The sequence below is a fragment of the Actinomadura rugatobispora genome (assembly GCF_042656285.1).
GTDB classification, from domain to species: Bacteria; Actinomycetota; Actinomycetes; order Streptosporangiales; family Streptosporangiaceae; genus Spirillospora; species Spirillospora rugatobispora.
Window position 1 is genome coordinate 35,326 of record NZ_JBHSON010000024.1, and the last position, 18,208, is coordinate 53,533.

At 72.3% G+C, this 18,208-nt stretch carries 11 protein-coding genes; 9 read left to right on the forward strand and 2 right to left on the reverse strand.

Features of this window, described 5'->3' with window-relative positions:
- The first annotated feature begins 4 nt into the window (after positions 1–4).
- Both ACFPZN_RS18840 and ACFPZN_RS18845 read left to right on the forward strand, forming a co-directional pair.
- Positions 5–2,506, forward strand: coding sequence for a peptidase domain-containing ABC transporter (locus tag ACFPZN_RS18840; protein WP_378283307.1), 2,502 nt, complete (start codon positions 5–7; stop codon positions 2,504–2,506).
- Positions 2,507–2,770: 264 nt separating this feature from the next.
- A complete protein-coding gene (locus ACFPZN_RS18845) occupies positions 2,771–5,923 on the forward strand; it encodes an AfsR/SARP family transcriptional regulator (protein WP_378283308.1) in 3,153 nt (1,050 codons plus the stop codon).
- Between the two features lie 503 nt (positions 5,924–6,426).
- Here ACFPZN_RS18845 and ACFPZN_RS18850 read toward each other — a convergent pair.
- Both ACFPZN_RS18850 and ACFPZN_RS18855 read right to left on the reverse strand, forming a co-directional pair.
- On the reverse strand, positions 6,427–7,725 hold the full coding sequence (locus ACFPZN_RS18850; RefSeq protein WP_378283309.1) for an MFS transporter: 1,299 nt from the start codon (positions 7,723–7,725) through the stop codon (positions 6,427–6,429).
- A 40-nt stretch (positions 7,726–7,765) separates the two neighbouring features.
- On the reverse strand, positions 7,766–8,173 hold the full coding sequence (locus tag ACFPZN_RS18855) for a DUF6223 family protein (protein ID WP_378283310.1): 408 nt from the start codon (positions 8,171–8,173) through the stop codon (positions 7,766–7,768).
- A gap of 208 nt (positions 8,174–8,381) precedes the next feature.
- Here ACFPZN_RS18855 and ACFPZN_RS18860 point away from each other — a divergent pair, with 208 nt between their 5' ends.
- The 7 genes from ACFPZN_RS18860 (at position 8,382) to ACFPZN_RS18890 (ending at position 18,206) form a co-directional block, all read left to right on the forward strand.
- Positions 8,382–9,494, forward strand: coding sequence for a sensor histidine kinase (locus tag ACFPZN_RS18860; protein ID WP_378283311.1), 1,113 nt, complete (start codon positions 8,382–8,384; stop codon positions 9,492–9,494).
- Positions 9,491–10,153, forward strand: coding sequence for a response regulator (locus ACFPZN_RS18865; protein ID WP_378283312.1), 663 nt, complete (start codon positions 9,491–9,493; stop codon positions 10,151–10,153). Before ACFPZN_RS18860 ends, ACFPZN_RS18865 begins: the two co-directional genes overlap by 4 nt.
- Before the next feature lie 219 nt (positions 10,154–10,372).
- On the forward strand, positions 10,373–10,642 hold the full coding sequence (locus ACFPZN_RS18870; protein WP_378283313.1) for a type II toxin-antitoxin system Phd/YefM family antitoxin: 270 nt from the start codon (positions 10,373–10,375) through the stop codon (positions 10,640–10,642).
- Positions 10,632–11,090 carry a type II toxin-antitoxin system VapC family toxin gene (locus ACFPZN_RS18875; RefSeq protein ID WP_378283314.1) on the forward strand — a complete coding sequence of 153 codons (459 nt, stop codon included), beginning with the start codon at positions 10,632–10,634 and terminating at the stop codon, positions 11,088–11,090. The genes ACFPZN_RS18870 and ACFPZN_RS18875 overlap by 11 nt, the downstream gene beginning before the upstream one ends.
- 194 nt (positions 11,091–11,284) lie before the next feature.
- Positions 11,285–12,874 carry a TIGR02677 family protein gene (locus ACFPZN_RS18880; protein WP_378283315.1) on the forward strand — a complete coding sequence of 530 codons (1,590 nt, stop codon included), beginning with the start codon at positions 11,285–11,287 and terminating at the stop codon, positions 12,872–12,874.
- Positions 12,871–14,088: a TIGR02678 family protein gene (locus tag ACFPZN_RS18885; protein WP_378283316.1), complete on the forward strand. Its 1,218-nt coding sequence runs from the start codon at positions 12,871–12,873 to the stop codon at positions 14,086–14,088. The genes ACFPZN_RS18880 and ACFPZN_RS18885 overlap by 4 nt, the downstream gene beginning before the upstream one ends.
- Entirely contained in the window at positions 14,085–18,206 is a 4,122-nt protein-coding gene (locus ACFPZN_RS18890; protein ID WP_378283317.1) for a TIGR02680 family protein, read from the forward strand. Before ACFPZN_RS18885 ends, ACFPZN_RS18890 begins: the two co-directional genes overlap by 4 nt.
- Positions 18,207–18,208 lie beyond the last annotated feature (2 nt).

Below are 18,208 nucleotides of genomic sequence, written 5' to 3' on the forward strand. Positions count from 1 at the left end.
AAGAGTGCCGGGTCAATCGTCGTTCGACTTCTTCGCCCACCCGCGTGAGCGCGGTGACGGGTCCGGCGGCCCGACCGAGCCCGCGCCGGGGAACGGGCGCACGCCCCGGCCCCCGCGTTTCCGGGAGGAGGCGCGGCAGGCCGCCTCGGTCGACCGTGAACTGGGCCCGCCCATGGAGAAGGGCGGGCTCCCCCGGCCGTCGTGGCCCGCGGACGTCCGGAGCCTGCGGATCCCGGCACGGCGGCGGCGTGCGATCCCCGTGCACCTCCAGTCGCAGCTGAGCGACTGCGGCCCGGTCAGCCTGATGATGGCACTGGGGCACCACGGCATCGAGGTCGGCCTCGAACAACTGCGGCAGGACACCGACTGCGGGCGGGACGGCGTATCGGCCCGCGCCCTCCTGACGGCGGCCCGCAGGCACGGACTGCCCGGCCGGGGGGTGCGGACGTCCCTGGAGGGGCTGCGGAGCCTGCCGCCGGGATCCATACTCTTCTGGAAGTTCAACCACTTCGTGGTCCTTGACCGCGCCACGCGCCAGTACGTCTATATCGTCGATCCCGCCTACGGACAGCGACGGCTGCGCATCGCGGACGTCGACCGGCTCTTCACCGGTGTGGCCGTCGAGTTCGACGCTCCGCTCCGCACGGTGCGCCGGCAGAGGCGGGCCAGGCGTGCCAGGCGGGCGCGCAGCCCCTGGCGGCACCTCGCCTATTTCTTCCCCCGGTCGAAGAAGTGGCTGGCGCTGGTGGTGGCTTCGCTGTCCCTTCTCGTCTTCGGCCTGCTGACGCCCCTGGCGTCGGCCTACGCCGTCGACCACCGCGGTCTCGGGGGCGAGCTGACGCCCGTGCGGGCGGTCGCGGCCGTCGCACTGTCCGCCCTGTGCTTCTTCCTCCTCCAGCTGCTCCGCGGCACCGTCATCCTCGAACTTCAGGCGGCGGCGGAGAAGCGGGTGACCCTCGGCATCTTCAACCGGCTGCTCGCCCTTCCCCTCGGCTTCTTCACCCGGCGCGCGCCGGGCGACCTGGCGCTGCGCGTGCGGACCAGCACGTCGGTCCGGAACGTGCTGACCGCCTCCATGCTCTCGGCGGCCTTCGACGGGGTGCTGGTCGGCTGCTACCTCGCCGCGTTCTTCCTGGTGGAGCCGCGGATCGCGGTATGGGTCTCGCTGCTGGCGGTGATCCAGGTCGGGCTTCTGCTGCTGGCCTGGCGGTCGCAGGTGTACCTGGCCGCCGACGAACTGGAGTGCCAGGCGCACTCCAACAGCACGCTGAACGAACTCCTCGAAGGCATCGGCACCGTGAAGGCCGCCGGCCTGGACGAGGTGATGGGCGGCAAGTGGACCCACTCCCTCATCGAGGAGATCAACGCGGGAACCCGGCGCCGCCGCCATTTCACCCTGTTCTCCTCCCTCGTCGCGTCCGTCCAGTTCACGGCGCCGCTGCTGGTGCTGATCATCGGCGCCCTCCAGGTGAGCGGCGGGCGGCTCGGGCTCGGCCAGATGACCGCCTTCACCTCCCTGTCCATGGGGATCTTCATCCCGCTGACCGGCCTGGTGCAGGCGGGCTTCCAGGTGGCCACGCTGAAGGCTCCCCTCACCCGGCTCGGCGACATTCTGGACGCCGAGCTCGATGAGACCGGGCGGACGGCCGAGTCCGGCTTCGACACCCGGGGAGACCTGGCGGTCAAGGGGGCGTGGTTCCAGTACCCGGGCGCCGCGGCCCCGGTTCTGAGGGACATCGACCTGACCGTCCCCGCCGGGAGGTTCGTGGTGTTCCTGGGCGCCTCCGGATGCGGCAAGTCGACCCTGGCGATGATGCTCGCGGGTCTGTACCGGCCCAACGCGGGACGGGTCCTCATCGGCGGGAAGCCCTTCGACCACATCGACCGTGCCTCCCTGCGGCGGTCGATCTCGTTCGTCGACCAGGACGCCCGCATCTTCGCCGGATCGATCCGCGACAACATCACGATGGGCGCGGCCATCGAGGACGGTTCCACCTGCGACTACGTCCACGCCGCCGGCATCGCCCAGATCCACGACGAGATCGCCGCGCTGCCGATGGGCTACGAGACCTTGCTGGGCTCGGGCGGCACCGGCCTCTCCGGCGGCCAGCGCCAGCGGATCGCCCTGGCCCGCGCCCTCGTCCGGCGCCCCCGCATTCTCATCCTCGACGAGGCGACCAGCGCCCTGGACCGGGTGACCGAGGCGAACGTGATCTCGAGCATCCGGCGGCTGGACTGCACGCTCCTGGTCATCACCCACCGGCCGGCCACCGCGGCCGAGGCCGATGAGATCTGCGTCTTCGGCGAGGGGCGGATCGTGCAGCGCGGCGACCACGGCCGGCTCAGCCGTCAGCCCGGCCCGTACCGTGACCTGATGGCGGCCTCGGGCCTCGCGAGCGGCCCCGGCGCGAGCGGCACGGGCGCCGAGGCCCGGCCGTCGCCGCCGGGTCGCGACGATCAAGGGCACCTGCGGAATGAGCGGCTTCAAGCCGATCGGGCGAACTGACCCGGCCGAGTACGACGGCGGCACACCTCACCACGAGCGTCCGTCCCCGCGTTGATCAGGGTGCTCGGCCGTCCCGCCCACCCGGGATCACCGCGCGAATTCACCCGGCGTCCATTGGCCCCACGTGTACCATCGCCGTGACCACCGCCCGGATCCTCCTCCGCCGACGCATTTCCACCACCCTGCTTCAGCGGTGCGAACTTCGGGAGCAACGGCTCGGTGAGCTTCACCCACCGAGATCGCCATCGGCCGAGGTACCAGAACATGGCAGACGAGATGCTGACCGAGGGTCCGGTTTTCCGGGTTCTCGGACGACTCGAGGTGCGGCTGGGCGGATCCCGCGTCGCGGCGCCCGGCTCCGCCGTTCTCCAAGGGCTGCTGGGAGCGCTGATCCTCGCGCGCGGCGAACCGCTGCCCGCCGACCGGCTCATGGATCTGGTGTGGGCGGACCAGCCGCACAACTCCGGTCGCGCCTCGGTTCATGTCGCCGTCTCGCGGCTGCGCAAATGGCTCGCCCAGTTCGACGGCACGGCGGAACCCCTCTCGATCGGCTACGCGGATGGGTACCTGCTGCGCTGCCCGCCCGAGCGGTCGGACCTCGGCCGGTTCCTGTCGTTCCTCACCCGGGCCCGCGCGGCGCCCGCCCCGGAAGAGCGCTTCCAGGCCCTTTCCGCGGCATTCCGGGAACATTCCGGCCCGCTGCTGTCCGGGGTGGCGAGGATCGACCGTTCCGACCCCCTCGTCCGCTCGCTCGAAGAAGGCATCGGCCAGGCGGCCCTCGACCTCGCGACGGCCGCCATGGAGACCGCGGCGCCGGGGGACGCGCTCAAGGCGGTGCGCCGGCTCGCCCGCGAACGTCCCTACGACGAGCCGCTCCACGCCGCGCTCATCGATCTCCTCCTCGCGGCCGGCAGGCCCGGGGAGGCCGTCCGCGCCTACCACGAACTCGCCGCGCGCCTGTCGGACGAACTGGGCATCGAGCCGAGCGAGAAAGTGCAGCTCGCCCACCTGCGCGCCCTGTCCGCCGACCGTCCCGTCCACGCCCCGGGCCCGGCGCCCGAGCCGCGGGTGGCCCCCACCCCCGCCGAGCTGCCGCCGGACATCGCCGATTTCACGGGCCGGGACGACGAGGTGGCACGCCTCACCGAGGTCCTCACCGGGCCGCGGCCGGGCACCGTCGCCATCGCCGGCATCGCGGGCCTGGGCGGGCTGGGCAAGACCACGCTCGCCGTGCACGTCGCGCACCGGATCGCCGATTCGTTCCCCGACGGCCAGCTCTACGCGGACCTGCGCGGCGCCTCCGCCGACCCCGCCCGCCCAGAGGACGTGCTCAGCAGATTCCTGTTCGCCCTGGGCGTCAGCGCCGCCGGCATACCCGAATCCCTCGAGGAACGTGCGGCGCTCTTCCGGAGCTGCCTGGCCAGACGCAGAATCCTCATTCTGCTCGACAACGTCGCCGGGGAGGAGCAGGTGCGGCCGCTCCTGCCCGGTGCCCCCGGCACGGCCGTGCTCATCACCGGGCGCGTCCGCCTGGTCGGCCTCGAGGGCGCGAGCCTGCTGGAACTCGACGTCCTGCCGACCGCCCAGGCCGTGGACCTGCTCATGAGAATCGTCGGGACCGAACGCGTCCGCGACGCCCCGGCCGCGGCCCTCGAGATCATCCGGCTGTGCGGCCGGGTTCCGCTGGCGGTGCGCATCTCGGCGGCCAGGCTCCTCGGCAGGCGGCAGTGGAGCCTGGACCACCTCGTCGGCGCCCTCGGGGAGGAACGGCACCGGCTGGACGAACTGGTCGTGGGCGACCTCGACGTCCGCGCCGGATTCGAGATGAGCTACCGGACGCTGCCCACCGGCGCGCGGCGGGCCTTCCGGCTGGCCGGGCTGCTCGACGCGCCCGACTTCGCCTGCTGGGCGGTGGCGGCCCTGCTGGACGTGCCGGTGCGGCAGGCCGAACGCGAGATCGAGATCCTGGTCGACGCCCACCTGGTGAACCTCGTGGGGACGGACGAGACCGGCGCGCTCCGGTACAGACTCCATGACCTGGTCCGGTTGTACGCGCGCGAGCGGGCCGTGCGCGAGGACCCCGGACCCGAACGGGAGGCCGCGATCCGGCGGGCCCTCGGCGCGTGGCTGGCGCTGGCGGAGGTCGCGGCGGAACACGTCCCCGGACCCTGCTACGCGATCATGCACGGTCCCGCGCCGCGCTGGCGGCTCCCCGCGGAGGTCGCCGGCCCGCTGCTGGCCGATCCGATGGCATGGTTCGGCGCCGAGCGCGCCGCGCTGGTGGCGGGGGTGGCGCAGGCGTGCGAGGGGCGGCTGACCGAACTCGCCTGGGACCTCGCGGGGTCCACGGAGAAGTACCTCAACGTGCGCGGGTCGTACGACGGCTGGCAGCGCATGCACGAGCGGACGCTCGCGCTCTGCCGTGAGACGGGCGACAGGCGCGGCACGGCCGTGCTGCTGCGCGGCCTCCTGGAGGTCACCACCTGGACGGCCCCGGCGGGCCCCGGACCCGCGATGACGCGGATGCAGGCCGCGGCGTCCGAACTCCTCGACCTGTTCGTCCAGCTGGACGATCCCGTCGGAGTGGCCGACGCCACCGTCGACCTGGCCTGGGGCATGACGGCCGACGGGAACGGCGCGCAGGCCCTCGCCCTGGCGGAGCGCGCCCTGCGGATCGCCGTCGACGCTGACTACCTCGGCGGGCAGGCGCGGGCCTACCACGTGATGGCGGTCGTCCACGGCGAGGAGGACCCCCAGGGCGCGGTCGTGGTCCTGGAGAAGGCGATGGGGGTCGCCGAGGCACTCGGCAACGCCCGCTACACCACGACGGTGATCCAGTTCCTCGGCGCGGCGAAGTCGTTCTGCGGTGACATCGCCACCGGGCGGAAACTGCTGGAAGAATCCCTGGCGATGGCCCGGCGGCTGGACGATCGCTATCTCGAGACCTTTTCGCTGCTCTACCTCTCAAAACTGTTCGCCGCGACAGGGGACGAGCGGGCGAGGGCGACCGTCGAACTGACGCTGGCCCACAGCGAGAACGGCAACTTCGGCCATTTCCTCGCCGACGCGCTCAGCATCCTCGGGCGGCTGAACCTGGCCGAAGGAGACGTGCCCGCCGCCATCGCGGCCCTCGAACGCTCGGTTCAGGTCTGGAGGACCCGCGGCTGGATCCCCTACCTGGCGCGGACGCTCCGCTACCTCGGCGACGCCCACGGTGCCGCCGGCGACCACCTGGCGGCGGGGGCCAGCCGGCGGGAAGCCCGCGAACTCCTCAACGAGATCTCGGGCGAGAGCGACATGAGGACGCTGGAGGAGCGGCTCGCCCACGAAGGGCCGGGGGGCGAGAAGAACGCCGCACAGACCCCTCCAACATCAGGAAACCTCGCGGTTAGCAACACGTTAGGCGAGTGTCGCTAGCATCGCCATCGCTGATCAAGAGTGCCATTAAGACGGCTCGCAGCGATGCCGGCCGTGCAGTTCGGGCCACCCGGCTGCGCACAGGAAGCGAGGCAAAGAATGACACGCCATTCCCATGCCTATCACCAGGCCGCGCCGGAAGCTTTCGATCTGCACAACACCCATGCCATGGGAAGGAACGCGCCGAGAAGGGGAGCCGAAAGGATCTCGGCGGGACCGTGCCGTTCCGCCCGTGACGTACTTCCGCCGGACGCTCCCGCCTATCTGCTCCCGATCGTCGAGGCCCTGCTGTCCGGACAGACGGACGAGGCGGCCAGCAAGCAACTCGGGATCTCACCCCGGACCTTCAGCCGGCGCGTGGCGGAGCTCCTCGAGCATCTGAACGCCGTCACGAGGTTCCAGGGCGGAGTGGAGCTGGTGCGCCGCGGCTGCCAGAACTGTTCCGGCTGCGGCGAAGGCCGCTCTCGCCGGGCCGGCCGCCCCTCGTCCGGGGCGGAGCCCGGTCATTGAACGCTTTCGGGCGGGCGGATCGGAAGCAGCGCGATCAGCCCGGCCAACAGGATCAGGGTGATGCCGGCCATGCCCGCCCGCTGCGTGTTGAACAGGGCGATGAACCCGCTGAAGGCCAGCGGCCCGAGGAAACCGACGGCGCGCCCCGTGGTGGCGTAGAGCCCGAACGCCTCCCCTTCTCGCTCGGGCGTGACGATGCGGGTGAGGAAGGTCCGGGTGGACGACTGGGCCGGCCCGACGAAGGTCGCCAGGGTCAGCCCGCACACCCAGAACGCGATCTTGCCCGGTAGCACCACCAGCGCGCCGCACACCAGCACGAGCCCCAGCAGCGCCACCACGATCACGGGCTTCGGGCCGAAGCGATCGTCCAGCCGCCCGCCCAGGACGGCGCCGACACCGGCGGTGAGGTTGGCGCCGATCGCGAAGATCACCACCTCCGTGGTGGTGAAGCCGAACGTGCCGGCCGCGACCACGCCGCCGAAGGTGAAGATCGCCGCGAGACCTTCCCGGTAGACGGCGCTGGCGGCGAGAAAGCCGAGCGTGCGCCGCTCGCCGCGCCACATCCTTTTCAGGCGCCTGCCCAGCTCCGCGTACTCGGCGAAGAAGCCGCGGCGCACGTGCTCCCGGGACGCCGGCGTCTCCGGCACGAACAGCAGCAGCGGGAGCGCGAACAACGCGAACCACAGCGCCGAGAACAGCGCGACCACACGAATGTTGAGCCCGTCCTCCGAGGTCACGCCGAACAGGCCGACGTCGGGCAGCACGAACGCGAACAGCACGACCGTCAACGCGATCAGGCCCCCGAAGTACCCCATCGCCCAGCCGAAGCCCGAGACCCGCCCGAGCGTCGCCTTCGTCGACACCTGCGTCAGCATCGCGTTGTAGTTGACCTCGGCGATCTCGAAGAACACGCTGCCCGCGGCGATCAGGACGAGCGCCGGCAGCAGGTACGACGGGTCGTCCTGGATGAAGAACAGTCCCGCCGTACAGGCCACCACCAGCCCGCTATGGACGGCCAGCCACAGCTTGCGTCTCCCGCCGGCATCGCCGCGACGGCCGATCACCGGTGCGAGCAACGCGACGAACACCCCCGCCACCGCGAGCGAGACGCCGAGCGCCCGGGACCCCGACTCCTCATCGGCGGCCACCGTACCGGTCACGTACACCGTGAAGACGAAGGTGAGGATGACGGCGTGGAAGGCGGACGCTCCCCAGTCCCACAGCGCCCAGCAGATCGCCTGGCGCCCGGAACGCCGTGTGGCGACGGATGAATCAGTGACGTCCGTGTGCACATCGCGACGCTAGCCGATCTCCCCATGAGACCGGCACCGGTCACGCCAGTCGATCCAACGCGCGCTCGTGGTCGGGCCGGTCGATCGTCCGGCCGGTGCGGCGGGAGCGGACCAGAGCCAGATAGCCGAGGACCGTGGCGATCAGCCCCAGCACCAGGCCGATGGCGCCGCCGGCCACTCCGTTGCCGGTGCCGAGGCCGCCGTCGGCGACGGCCAGGTTCAGCGCGCCGATGACCATGCCGGTCAGCCCCGCCACCAGGGAGACCATGGCCCCTCTCTTCCCGTTGCGGCCGGCGGAGCGGGCCAGAGCCAGCCCGCCGATGACCACGCCGGCCAGCGACACCAGTGCGGCCGCGGTGCCCACGAGCCGCCCGCCGGTCAGGTCGTAGGCATCGGCGGCGACCACCTGGGCCGAAGCGTGCGCGGCAAGCACAGATGTGACTGACATGTCTCCTCCTGAAACTGGATGTGCTCCGAGCATGTCCGTCACGCCCACCGCCGGTCGTCCCGCAGCCGGACGCACTTCGCGCTGCCGCCGATGGCGCACCCGGCTACCGCGGACGCGGCAGAAGCAGGGGGAGTACCGCGTGTGCGGTAGCCGCCGTTCGTCCGTGAGCGGGACTTCTCCCGCGGCGGCGCCCGGCTAGGGTGCGCTTGTGAGGATTGGACCCGGTGTCCGGGACTGGGCGATCGCCGTCGGCGTGGCGGCCACGCTGCTGGTCACCGGACTGTCCCGCCAGCACTCCGTCACGAGTCTCGACCTGCTCGGCTATGCGCTGCTGACGGCCGGCGGCCTGGCGCTGGCCGCGCGCCGCCGCGCGCCGGTCACCGTCCTGGCCGTCACCGGGCTGTGCGCGGCGGGTTACCAGGCGGCCGGTTTCGATGTGCCGGCGGTCGCGTTCCTGTTCGCGGTGTACGCCGCCGTACGGGCCGGGCACCGGATCATCGCGGTGGCGGCGAGCGTGGCCCTGCTGGCCGCCCTGCCGCTCGCGGCCCTGCTCTCGGGCTTGCACGACACGGGCGAGGCGTTCGCCCAGGCCCGGGGCGCCCTCGAGATCGCCTGGCTGATCGCCGCCGGCGCCGCGGGCGAGGCGCTGCGGCAGGCCGAGCGGCGGGCCGATGAGGCCGAGCGCACCCGGGAGGAGACCGCGCGGCACCGCGCCGACGAGGAACGGCTGCGCATCGCGCGGGAGCTGCACGATTCGCTCACCCACCAGATCTCCGTCATCAAGGTTCAGGCCGAGGTCGCCGTCCACGTGGCCCGCAGGCGCGGCGAACCGGTCCCGGAGGCACTGCTGGCGATCCAGGAGGCCGGGCGCGAGGCGACCCGGGAACTGCGCGCGACCCTGGAGGCGCTGCGCGACGACGACACGGCCCCGCCGCGCGGGCTCGACCATGTTCCGGAACTGGTGGAACGGGCCCGCACCATCGGCCTGGACGCGACGCTGACGATCGAGGGACGACGGCATGGCGTGCCGGCCGCGGTGGACCGGACCGTCTACCGGATCGTCCAGGAGTCGCTCACCAACATCGCCCGGCACTCCGGCGCCGCCACGGCGTCGGTCCGCATCGACTGCCGTCCGGACGTCCTCGCGATCCGCATCGACGACGACGGCACGAGCGCGCCGGACACCGCTCCCGCGCCCGGCCTCGGGCTGCTGGGCATGCGCGAACGCGTCACCGCCCTCGGCGGCCGGCTGCGCGCCGAACCGCGCGGCGAGGGCGGCTTCACCGTCCAGGCCGAACTGCCCGTGGAGCGGACGTCATGATCCGTGTTCTGCTGGTCGACGACCAGCCGCTCATTCGCAGCGGCTTCCGCGCGCTCCTCGACCTCGAGGACGACATCGAGGTGGTGGCCGAGGCCTCGGACGGGAAGGAGGGCATCGCGCTGGCCCGCAAACACCTGCCCGACGTCGCTCTGATCGACGTCCAGATGCCGGTCGTCGACGGTATCGAGGCGACCCGGCGCATCGCCGCCGACCCCGCCCTGGCCGGGGTGCACGTGGTCATCCTGACCAACTACGGCCTGGACGAGTACGTCTTCAACGCGCTGCGCGCCGGCGCCGCCGGTTTCCTGGTGAAAGACGTCGTGCCGGAAGACTTCCTGCACGCCGTCCGCGTCGCCGCGCGCGGCGACGCCCTGCTCGCACCGTCGATCACCCGCAAGCTGATCAGCCGGTACATCACCCAGCCGCCCGGCACCGGCACCGGCACGGGGCTGGAAGAACTGACCAACCGCGAACGCGAGGCCGTCGCCCTGGTCGCGCGGGGCCTGTCCAACGACCAGATCGCCGACCGCATGGTGATCAGCCCGACGACCGCGAAAACCCACATCAACCGGGCCATGGCCAAGCTCCATGCCCGTGACCGCGCCCAGCTCGTGGTCCTCGCCTACGAATCCGGCCTGGTCACCCCGCGCGATTCCTGACACCCGCCCAGCGGACTTCGCGAAGCACCGCACCCATGCTTGCTGTACCCCCTACCGGAACCGAGACGTACGGCTGCACCACCAGCCCCCACCACCTCAGGGGCTGTGCCCTACCCGTCACCAACCGATTCGACATCCCCTGACACCGAGGGTCACCTTGCTCCGTGATGATGTGCCACCGTGTAGCACCGCGTGGCGCTGGGCCGGTATCGTGATGGTATGAGCCCGCAGCCTGAGATCACTCAACGTGACCTGCGTAACAGGTCTAAAGAGATCATGGACGCGGTCCAGCGTGGCCAGGCGTTCACGGTCACGCGTGACGGACACCAGATCGGCGAACTGATTCCGTTGCGGCGGCGCAGGCGGTTCGTGCCCCGCAGCGAGTTCGCGGCGATGTCCCGCAGCGCCCCCGGCATCTCCCTGGATGCCTTCCGGGCCGACCAGGATGCCACAGCCGACCGGGAGCCGGACGATCCTTATGGCCGGTGAGTACGCGCAGGGGCTGCTCGACACGAACATCATGATCCTGCGCAAGTGGGTGGATCCTGAAGAGCTCCCTGTAGAGATGGCGATCAGTGCCATCACCTTGGCGGAACTGTCCGCAGGGCCGCATGAGGTGCGCAGGAAGGAGGAGCAGGACGACTACGACGAGTACGCCGAACGCGCCCGGCGGTTGGACGTGCTCCAGCGTGCGGAGAACGAGTTCGACCCCATCCCGTTCGAGACGGAAGCAGCCCGCGCCTACGGCAGGGTCTGCGCGGCCGTGATCAGCGCCGGGCGCAAGCCCAGACGCCGAGTGGCCGACCTGATGATCGCCGCCATCGCCATCGCCGAGGACCTGCCGCTGTTCACCACCAATCCCGACGACTTCAAAGGATTGGACGACCTCCTCACTGTCGTCCCCGTAACGCGCCCGAGGACGCCCGGCGGCCGGTAAGGCGCTCTACCGTCAGATGAGCCGGCCGACTGAAAGCGTTCTGCGAAGTCGCCGACGAGAGGGTGGAGACGGTGGTGGCCTCTGCGGCGGAAGGGGCGCCGCTAGGGCGATGTCGCCGAATGCGGGTGTTCAGTGCGAAGGCGGCGGGAGAATGTCCCAGGGTGAATGACGACGCCGTTTGACGGGGGAAGTCAGTGGAGCAGTTGATCCCTAGGCCGTTCGCGCATCTTGACGCGCCGCTGTCGGAGACCTATCGCCGGATCATGCGGGTCTTCGTGGACAACAAGCGCCGTTTCGTGGTGCATCTGCGGCCTGAGGACGTGGCCGAGGTGCTTCGACGGGACGGCGGCCCGGCCCTCGTGCAGGAGGCGGTCGACAAGGCGTTGGAGAGTCTGGCCGACTGGGGGAATCTGCGCGCCGATCCCGACACCAGCAGGGTCACCACTGTCGAGGACTTCTACCGGGCTCGTTACCTTTACCAGCTCAGCCGTGAGGGGGAGGCGGCCGAACGTGCCCTTGTGGTCTACGAGGAGGAGATCGGGCGGCGCGGGGAGTTGCAAGCGGTCGCGTTGGAGGACATCCGGGTGCGGTTGCGGGCACTGCGCGATCTGCCCGGACATCCGGATCCCGCCGTCGTCCACAGCCTGCTGCTGGAGCTGATGAGCAGGCTGGACAGCCTGGCGGCGAACGCGAGCGCGTTCATGAGCGGGCTCCAGCGCACCATTGACCTCCAGGACGTCGACGAGGAGGCGTTCCTGGCCTACAAGGACCGGCTTATCGCCTATCTCGAACGGTTCGTGTCCGAACTGGTCGTGAAGCACCATGACATCGCCACCACGTTGCGGGCGCTGCCGCCGCAGCGGGTCGCGGCGCTGCTGGCGCTGGCCGCGGAGCGGGAGGCCGCGGATGCCGTGCCCGACGGGGCGGCGGGCGGCGTGGCCGTTCCGGACGGGGCCGCCGGATCCAGCGGGGACGACGCGTCCGCGCGGTCGGTGAGCGTGGCCGCCGCAGAGAAGCTGGCGCTCTGGGAGAGCCGCTGGTCCGGTCTGTGGTCCTGGTTCGTCGGTGGCCGTGGCCATCCCTGCCAGGCCGACCTGCTCCGTACCCGGGCGCGCAAGGCGATCCCGGACCTCCTCGCCACGATCAGCGTGCTGCAGGAGCGGCGCGCCGGGCGCAGCGACCGGTCCGCCGACTTCCGGGCGTTGGCCCGCTGGTTCGCCCAGGTCCCCACCGACGAGGACGCTCACCGGTTGTGGCGGGCGGCGTTCGGCCTGTCCACCTCGCGGCACCTCACCGCCGAGCCGGGGGCGTCACCCGCCGAGGTGCCCGCGGCCACCAGCTGGCTGGACGCGCCACTGGTAGAGGTGTCGGCCCGGTTGCGCGCCAGCGGCCGGTACGCCCGGCGCGGTGCGCCGCGGCGGGTCCGTGACCGCGCGGCCGAGCGTGAGCTGCTCGCCCGGGAGGTGGCGGCCGAGCGCGAGCAGACCGAGGCGGCCCGCCGCCGCCTGGCCACCGGACGGCCCACCCGGCTCAGCGATCTGGGCAAGCTGGACCGGCAGGAGTTCCGGCTGTTCCTGCGGTTGCTGGGCGACGCGCTGGCCGCGGGCCCGCCCGGCCCCGATGGGGTGATCCGGACCCGTACCTCCGACGGCGCGCTGGCGGTGATGCTGGAGCCGGTGGACGGCTTGGCGGAGGTGGTGACCGAGGACGGCGTGCTGCGCGGTCCCGACCACGAGATCACCATCGCCGATCTGATCAGCTCCGGCCGGGCGGTGGTCTCATGACCGGGGCGCTGTCCGATGTGCTGGAGGAGCAGCGGGACGCTGAGCGGCGCCGGGCCGTCCGGGCGCTGCTGCGCACGCCGCTGCTCACTCCGCGCGACGCCGGGTACGCGCTGGTGCGCAAGCACGCCGGGCATCTGGCGCAGTGGTTCGCGCGGGAGGCGGGCTGGTCGCTGCACACCGATCCCGGTGTCGCCAGGCTCCGGAAGGTCCCCGGTGATCTGGGCGACGGGAGCCGTGCCGCGAACGTCAAGGACGGCGGGGCACGGGCGCGGCAGCCGTTCAGCCGCCGCCGCTACGTGCTGGCGTGCCTGGCGCTGGCCGCGTTGGAACGCGCGGAGGCGCAGGTCACGCTGGGCTGGCTGGTGGACCGGGTGGTGGCGTTCGCCGCCGATGAGCAGATCACCCGCGCCGGGATCGCCTTCGCCATGGAGGACAGGGACGAACGCGGCGATCTGGTCGCGGTCGCACAGTTGCTGCTGTCGCTCGGGGTGCTGGTGAAGGTGGCCGGTGACGAGCAGGCGTTCGTCAACCGCAGCGGCGACGCCCTCTACGACGTGGATCGCCGGGTGCTGGCCGTGCTGCTGTCCACTCGGCGGGGGCCGTCACTCGTGACGGCCGACGGCCATGGCGCGCGGCTCGCCGCGGTGACCGAGGACTTGGTCCCTGACACGGAGGACGGCCGCAACCGGGCGATCCGCCACGCCATCACCCGGCGGCTGCTGGACGATCCGGTGCTCTATTACGCCGACCTGACCGCTGAGCAGCGCACCTATCTCGACAGCCAGCGCGGCCCGCTGCTCAAGCGGCTCACCGAGGCGACCGGGTTCATGGCCGAGGTCCGCGCCGAGGGCATCGCCCTGATCGACCCGACCGGGGAGGCGACCGACTTCGGGATGCCGGAGGAGGGCACCGAAGGGCACGCGACCCTGCTGCTGGCCGAGTACCTGTCCGAACGGCTGCGGGCGGACCAGGGGGTGGTCTCGGTCACGGCGGCCGAGCGGCGGATGGCCGAACTCATCGGCGAGCACAAGGCGCACTGGCGCAAGAACGTCCGCGACCCCGGCGCCGAACGGATCCTGACCGCGCACGCGCTGCACCGGCTGGCCGCGCTCGGGCTGGTGCGGTGGCACGGTGACGAGGTCACGCCGCTTCCGGTGCTCGCCCGGTTCGGCTACCTGGAGCCCACCATCATCGGAAAGAAGGAGCCGTCATGACCGCGACCACCCATCCCGGTGGCTCCGGCCCGGGCGCCGGCGGCTCGGATGTAGCGGCGGAGTTTCCGGTGGCGCACACCCCGCGGTGGCAGCCGCTGCGCACCGGACTGGTCGACCTTTTCTACTACGACCACCAGGAATTCTGGTTCCGCGACGGCCGGGTGCTGTTCCGGGGCAACAACGGCACCGGCAAGTCCAAGGTGCTGGCGCTTACGCTGCCGTTCCTGCTGGACGGCGACCTGACCCCCAGCCGGGTCGAGCCGGACGGTGACCGCAACAAGCGGATGGAATGGAACCTGTTGCTGGGCGGCCGCTACGACGAGCGGCTGGGCTACACCTGGCTGGAGTTCGGCCGGGTCGCCGAGGACGGTGAGCGTGCCTACCTCACCGTCGGAGCCGGGCTGAAGGCCGTCGCCGGGCGCGGCATCGCCGACCGGTGGTTCTTCGTCACCTCCCAGCGGATGGGGCAGGACCTGTTCCTCATCGGCCCGAGCGGCGCGGCGCTCACCCGGGACCGGCTCACCGAGGCGATCGGGCTGCACGGCCAGGTGACTCAGCGCGCCGAACGCTACCGGCGGATGCTGGACGAGCATCTGTTCCACCTGGGCGAGGAACGGTACGACGCGCTGATCAGCCTGCTGATCCAGCTCCGCCAGCCGCAGCTGTCCAAGCGACCCGACGAGAAGCGCCTCTCGCGGGCGCTGTCGGACGCCCTCACGCCGCTCGACCAGGCGGTGCTGAGCGACATCGCGACCGCGTTCCATGACCTGGAACAGCAACGCGCCGAGCTCACCGGCCTGCGCGACACCCGCGGCCACGTGACCCGTTTCCTCGACCGCTACCGGCGATACGCCTCGGTCGCGGCGCGCCGTCAGGCCCGGGAGCTGCGCACCGCGCACAGCGCGTACGAGGCCGTGCAGCGGTCACTGGCCGGGGTACGCGAGGAGATCGACCGTACCGAACGAGAGGAGACGGAGGCTGCCGGCCGCCTGGAGGCGGCGCGGGTCGAGCACGCCGGGCAGACGGCGGTCCGCGAAGAACTCGGTTCCGACCCGCGGCTGAAGAATTTCGCCGACGCGCAGCGCTATGCCGAGCAGGCCGAGCAAGCCGCGGCGCATGCCAGGCGGGCCGCCGAACGTGCCGAAAAGGCCCGCACGGAACGCCTGGCACGGCGGGACAAGGCCGCCGAGGCGGCCGAACGCAGCGCCGCCGACATCGTTGACGCGCACGTGCCGGCCGCGGACGCCGCCGGACGCGCCGGCATCGGTGACCGGCATGCCGCGATCACCCTCGACCCGCCCGCCGAGAGCACCCTGGTCGCGGCCGGGCGCGAGACCGCGCGGCTGGCCGACGGCCGTGCCGAGGCCGTGGCGCACGTGACCCGCCTGGCCGACAAGGCGTCCCGGGCCGAGGCCGAACTGGTCCAGGCCCGCCGCGTCCTCGGCGAACGCGAGTCCGACCGGGACGCCGCCGCCGACGCGCTCGGCGAGGCGACCGACGCCCTCGCCACGCAGGTGGGCCGGCACGTCGAGGAGTGGCGGGAATACGGCCGGTCACTCACCGAGCTGACCGTTCCCGATCCCGACGACGTGGACCTGACGGGCTGGGCCGACAGCCTGGAGGGCCCGCACCCGCTGCTGGCCGCGCTGCGGGCCGGCGCGGACGGCGCCCACCAAACCCTGGCGACCGCCCGCGCGGAGGCCGCGGCACGCGTGGAGGCGGCACGGGTCGAACTGGGCGAGCTGACCGCCGAACGCGACCGCCTGGAATCGGGCGTCGTGGACCGGCCGCCCGTGCCCCGCACCCGCGGCGCCGACACCCGCACCGGCCCCGGCGCCCCGCTGTGGCAGGTCGTGGACTTCACCGCAGGGCTCGACCCCGCCGACCGGGCCGGACTGGAGGCGGCGCTGGAGGCATCCGGGCTGCTGGACGCCTGGATCACCCCCGAGGGGACGCTGCTGGACCCCGCCACCCACGACGTGATGGCCCGGGCGGGAGTCCCCGCCCCCCGCCCGCTGACCGCGGCGCTGACCGCCGTGATCGACCCCGACGACGAGCACGCCGCCGCGCTGTCGCCGCAGACCGTGACGGCCGTGCTGGCCGGGATCGGCTTCGAGGAGCAGGACACCGCCGCCTGGGTGGCGACCGGCGGCCGCTGGCGGCTCGGACCGCTGCACGGCGCCTGGTCCAAGGACGCCGCCCGCTACGTCGGCGCGGGCGCCCGCGAAGAGGCGCGCCGCCGCCGCCTCGCCGAGCTCACCGGCCTGATCGAGGCCGCCGAGAACACCGTGGCGCGGGCGCGTTCGGCCGCCGAGGCCGTCGACCGACGCCGCGCAGTGCTCGCCGCCGAACTCGGTCGCGAACCTTCCGACCAGCCGCTCCGCGACGCGCACGGCACCGTCGCCGGTGCCGCCGGCCAGTTGGAGAAGGCCCGCACTCGCGTCGAGCGTGCCGCCGACGACGTCGGCTGGGCCGAACGTGATCACGCCGAGGCCGTCGTCGACCGCGACCAGGCCGCCGCCGACGTCGGCCTGCCCGCCGACGTGGCCGGACTCACCGCCGTCCGTGCCGCGCTGGAGGACTACCGGCGGGCGACGGCGCAGCTGCTGGCCGCCGCGCGCCGCCACGCCGACCGCCTTGCCGAGCTCACCACCTGGACCGAGGAGCTCGCCGCGGCCGAGGCGGCGGCCGGTGAGGCCGCCGCGGAGGCCCGCGATGCCGAGGTCCGCGCCGCCGAGGAACGCGGGCGCCTGGAGGCGTTGCGTGAGTCGATCGGCGCGTCCGTCGAGGAGCTCCGCGAGCGGCTGCAGAACGCCAAGCGCCGCCTCGGCGAACTCGACGCCACCATCCGCCGCCTGGATGGCGAGCACCGTCGGGCCGGGGAACTGCGCGCCAAGGCGCAGGGCCGCGAGGAGCAGCTCACCGGCCAGCTCTCCGAGGCCGGCGACCGCCGCGCCGCCGCCGTCACCGAGTTCCAGCGCTTCACCGCCACCGGCCTGCTCGAACTCTCCTGCGCCATGGAGGTCCCCGGCACCGGCGAGGACCCCTGGGCGGCCGACCCTGCCGTCCGGCTCGCTCGCCGTGCCGAGGAACGGCTCCGCGACGTTGATGACGGTGACGAGGCGTGGCGCCGCGTCCAGGACGAGATCACCCGCTACTACTCCGACCTTTCCGAGGCGCTGTCGAGGCACGGCCACCACGCGCTGGCCGGGCTGGACGACTGGTTCGTGGTCACCATCCAGTTCCAGGGCCGGGAACGCACACCGGCCGAGCTGACCGAACTGCTGGATGGGGAGATCGGCTATCGCGAGCGCATGCTCACCGCCAAGGAACGCGATCTGCTCGAGGAACACCTGATCAACGACGTCGCCAGCCATCTCCAGGAGCTCATCGGCGAGGCCGAGGCGCAGGTCGGATTCATGAACGCCGAGCTGGAGGAACGTCCCACCTCCACCGGCATGCGGCTGCGGCTGCGCTGGGAGCCCAGCCCGGACGCCCCCGCCGGGCTCGCCGAAGCCCGTGCCCGGCTGCTGCGGCAGAACGCCGACCTGTGGTCGCCCGCCGACCGCTCCGCCGTCGGCGACTTCCTGCAACGCGAGATCGAACGGGTCCGCGCCGAGGACGAGCACCGCACCTGGCAGGAGCACCTCCGCGACGCCCTGGACTACCGCTCCTGGCATCGCTTCGTCATCGAGCGCTACCAGGACGGGCGCTGGCGCAGCGCGATCGGCCCGGCCTCCGGAGGTGAACGCGTGCTGACGGTGTCGCTGCCGCTCTTCGCCGCCGCGTCCGCGCACTACCGCTCCGCCCACCCGCACGCGCCGCGCATGGTCGCGCTCGACGAGGCGTTCGCCGGGGTGGACGACGACGCCCGCGCCAAGTGCCTCGGCCTGCTCACCACCTTCGACCTGGACGTGGTGATGACCTCCGAACGCGAGTGGGGCTTCTACACCACCGTCCCCGGTCTGGCCGCCCACCACCTCGTGCGCCGCGACGGCGTCGACGCCGTCCACGTCACCACCTGGGAGTGGGACGGTCAGGAGCCCGTCCGCGTCGAACGCGGCACGTCGGCTCGCCCACCGGCGCCCGAGTCGAGCCCGGACGAGGGACTGTTCTGAGG

Coding starts and splice junctions, on each gene's coding strand:
- ACFPZN_RS18845 (WP_378283308.1), top strand. CDS start 2,771: ATGGCAGACGAGATGCTGACCGAGGGTCCGGTTTTCCGGGTTCTCGGA.
- ACFPZN_RS18855 (WP_378283310.1), bottom strand. CDS start 8,173: ATGTCAGTCACATCTGTGCTTGCCGCGCACGCTTCGGCCCAGGTGGTC.
- ACFPZN_RS18865 (WP_378283312.1), top strand. CDS start 9,491: ATGATCCGTGTTCTGCTGGTCGACGACCAGCCGCTCATTCGCAGCGGC.
- ACFPZN_RS18870 (WP_378283313.1), top strand. CDS start 10,373: ATGAGCCCGCAGCCTGAGATCACTCAACGTGACCTGCGTAACAGGTCT.
- ACFPZN_RS18875 (WP_378283314.1), top strand. CDS start 10,632: ATGGCCGGTGAGTACGCGCAGGGGCTGCTCGACACGAACATCATGATC.
- ACFPZN_RS18885 (WP_378283316.1), top strand. CDS start 12,871: ATGACCGGGGCGCTGTCCGATGTGCTGGAGGAGCAGCGGGACGCTGAG.
- ACFPZN_RS18890 (WP_378283317.1), top strand. CDS start 14,085: ATGACCGCGACCACCCATCCCGGTGGCTCCGGCCCGGGCGCCGGCGGC.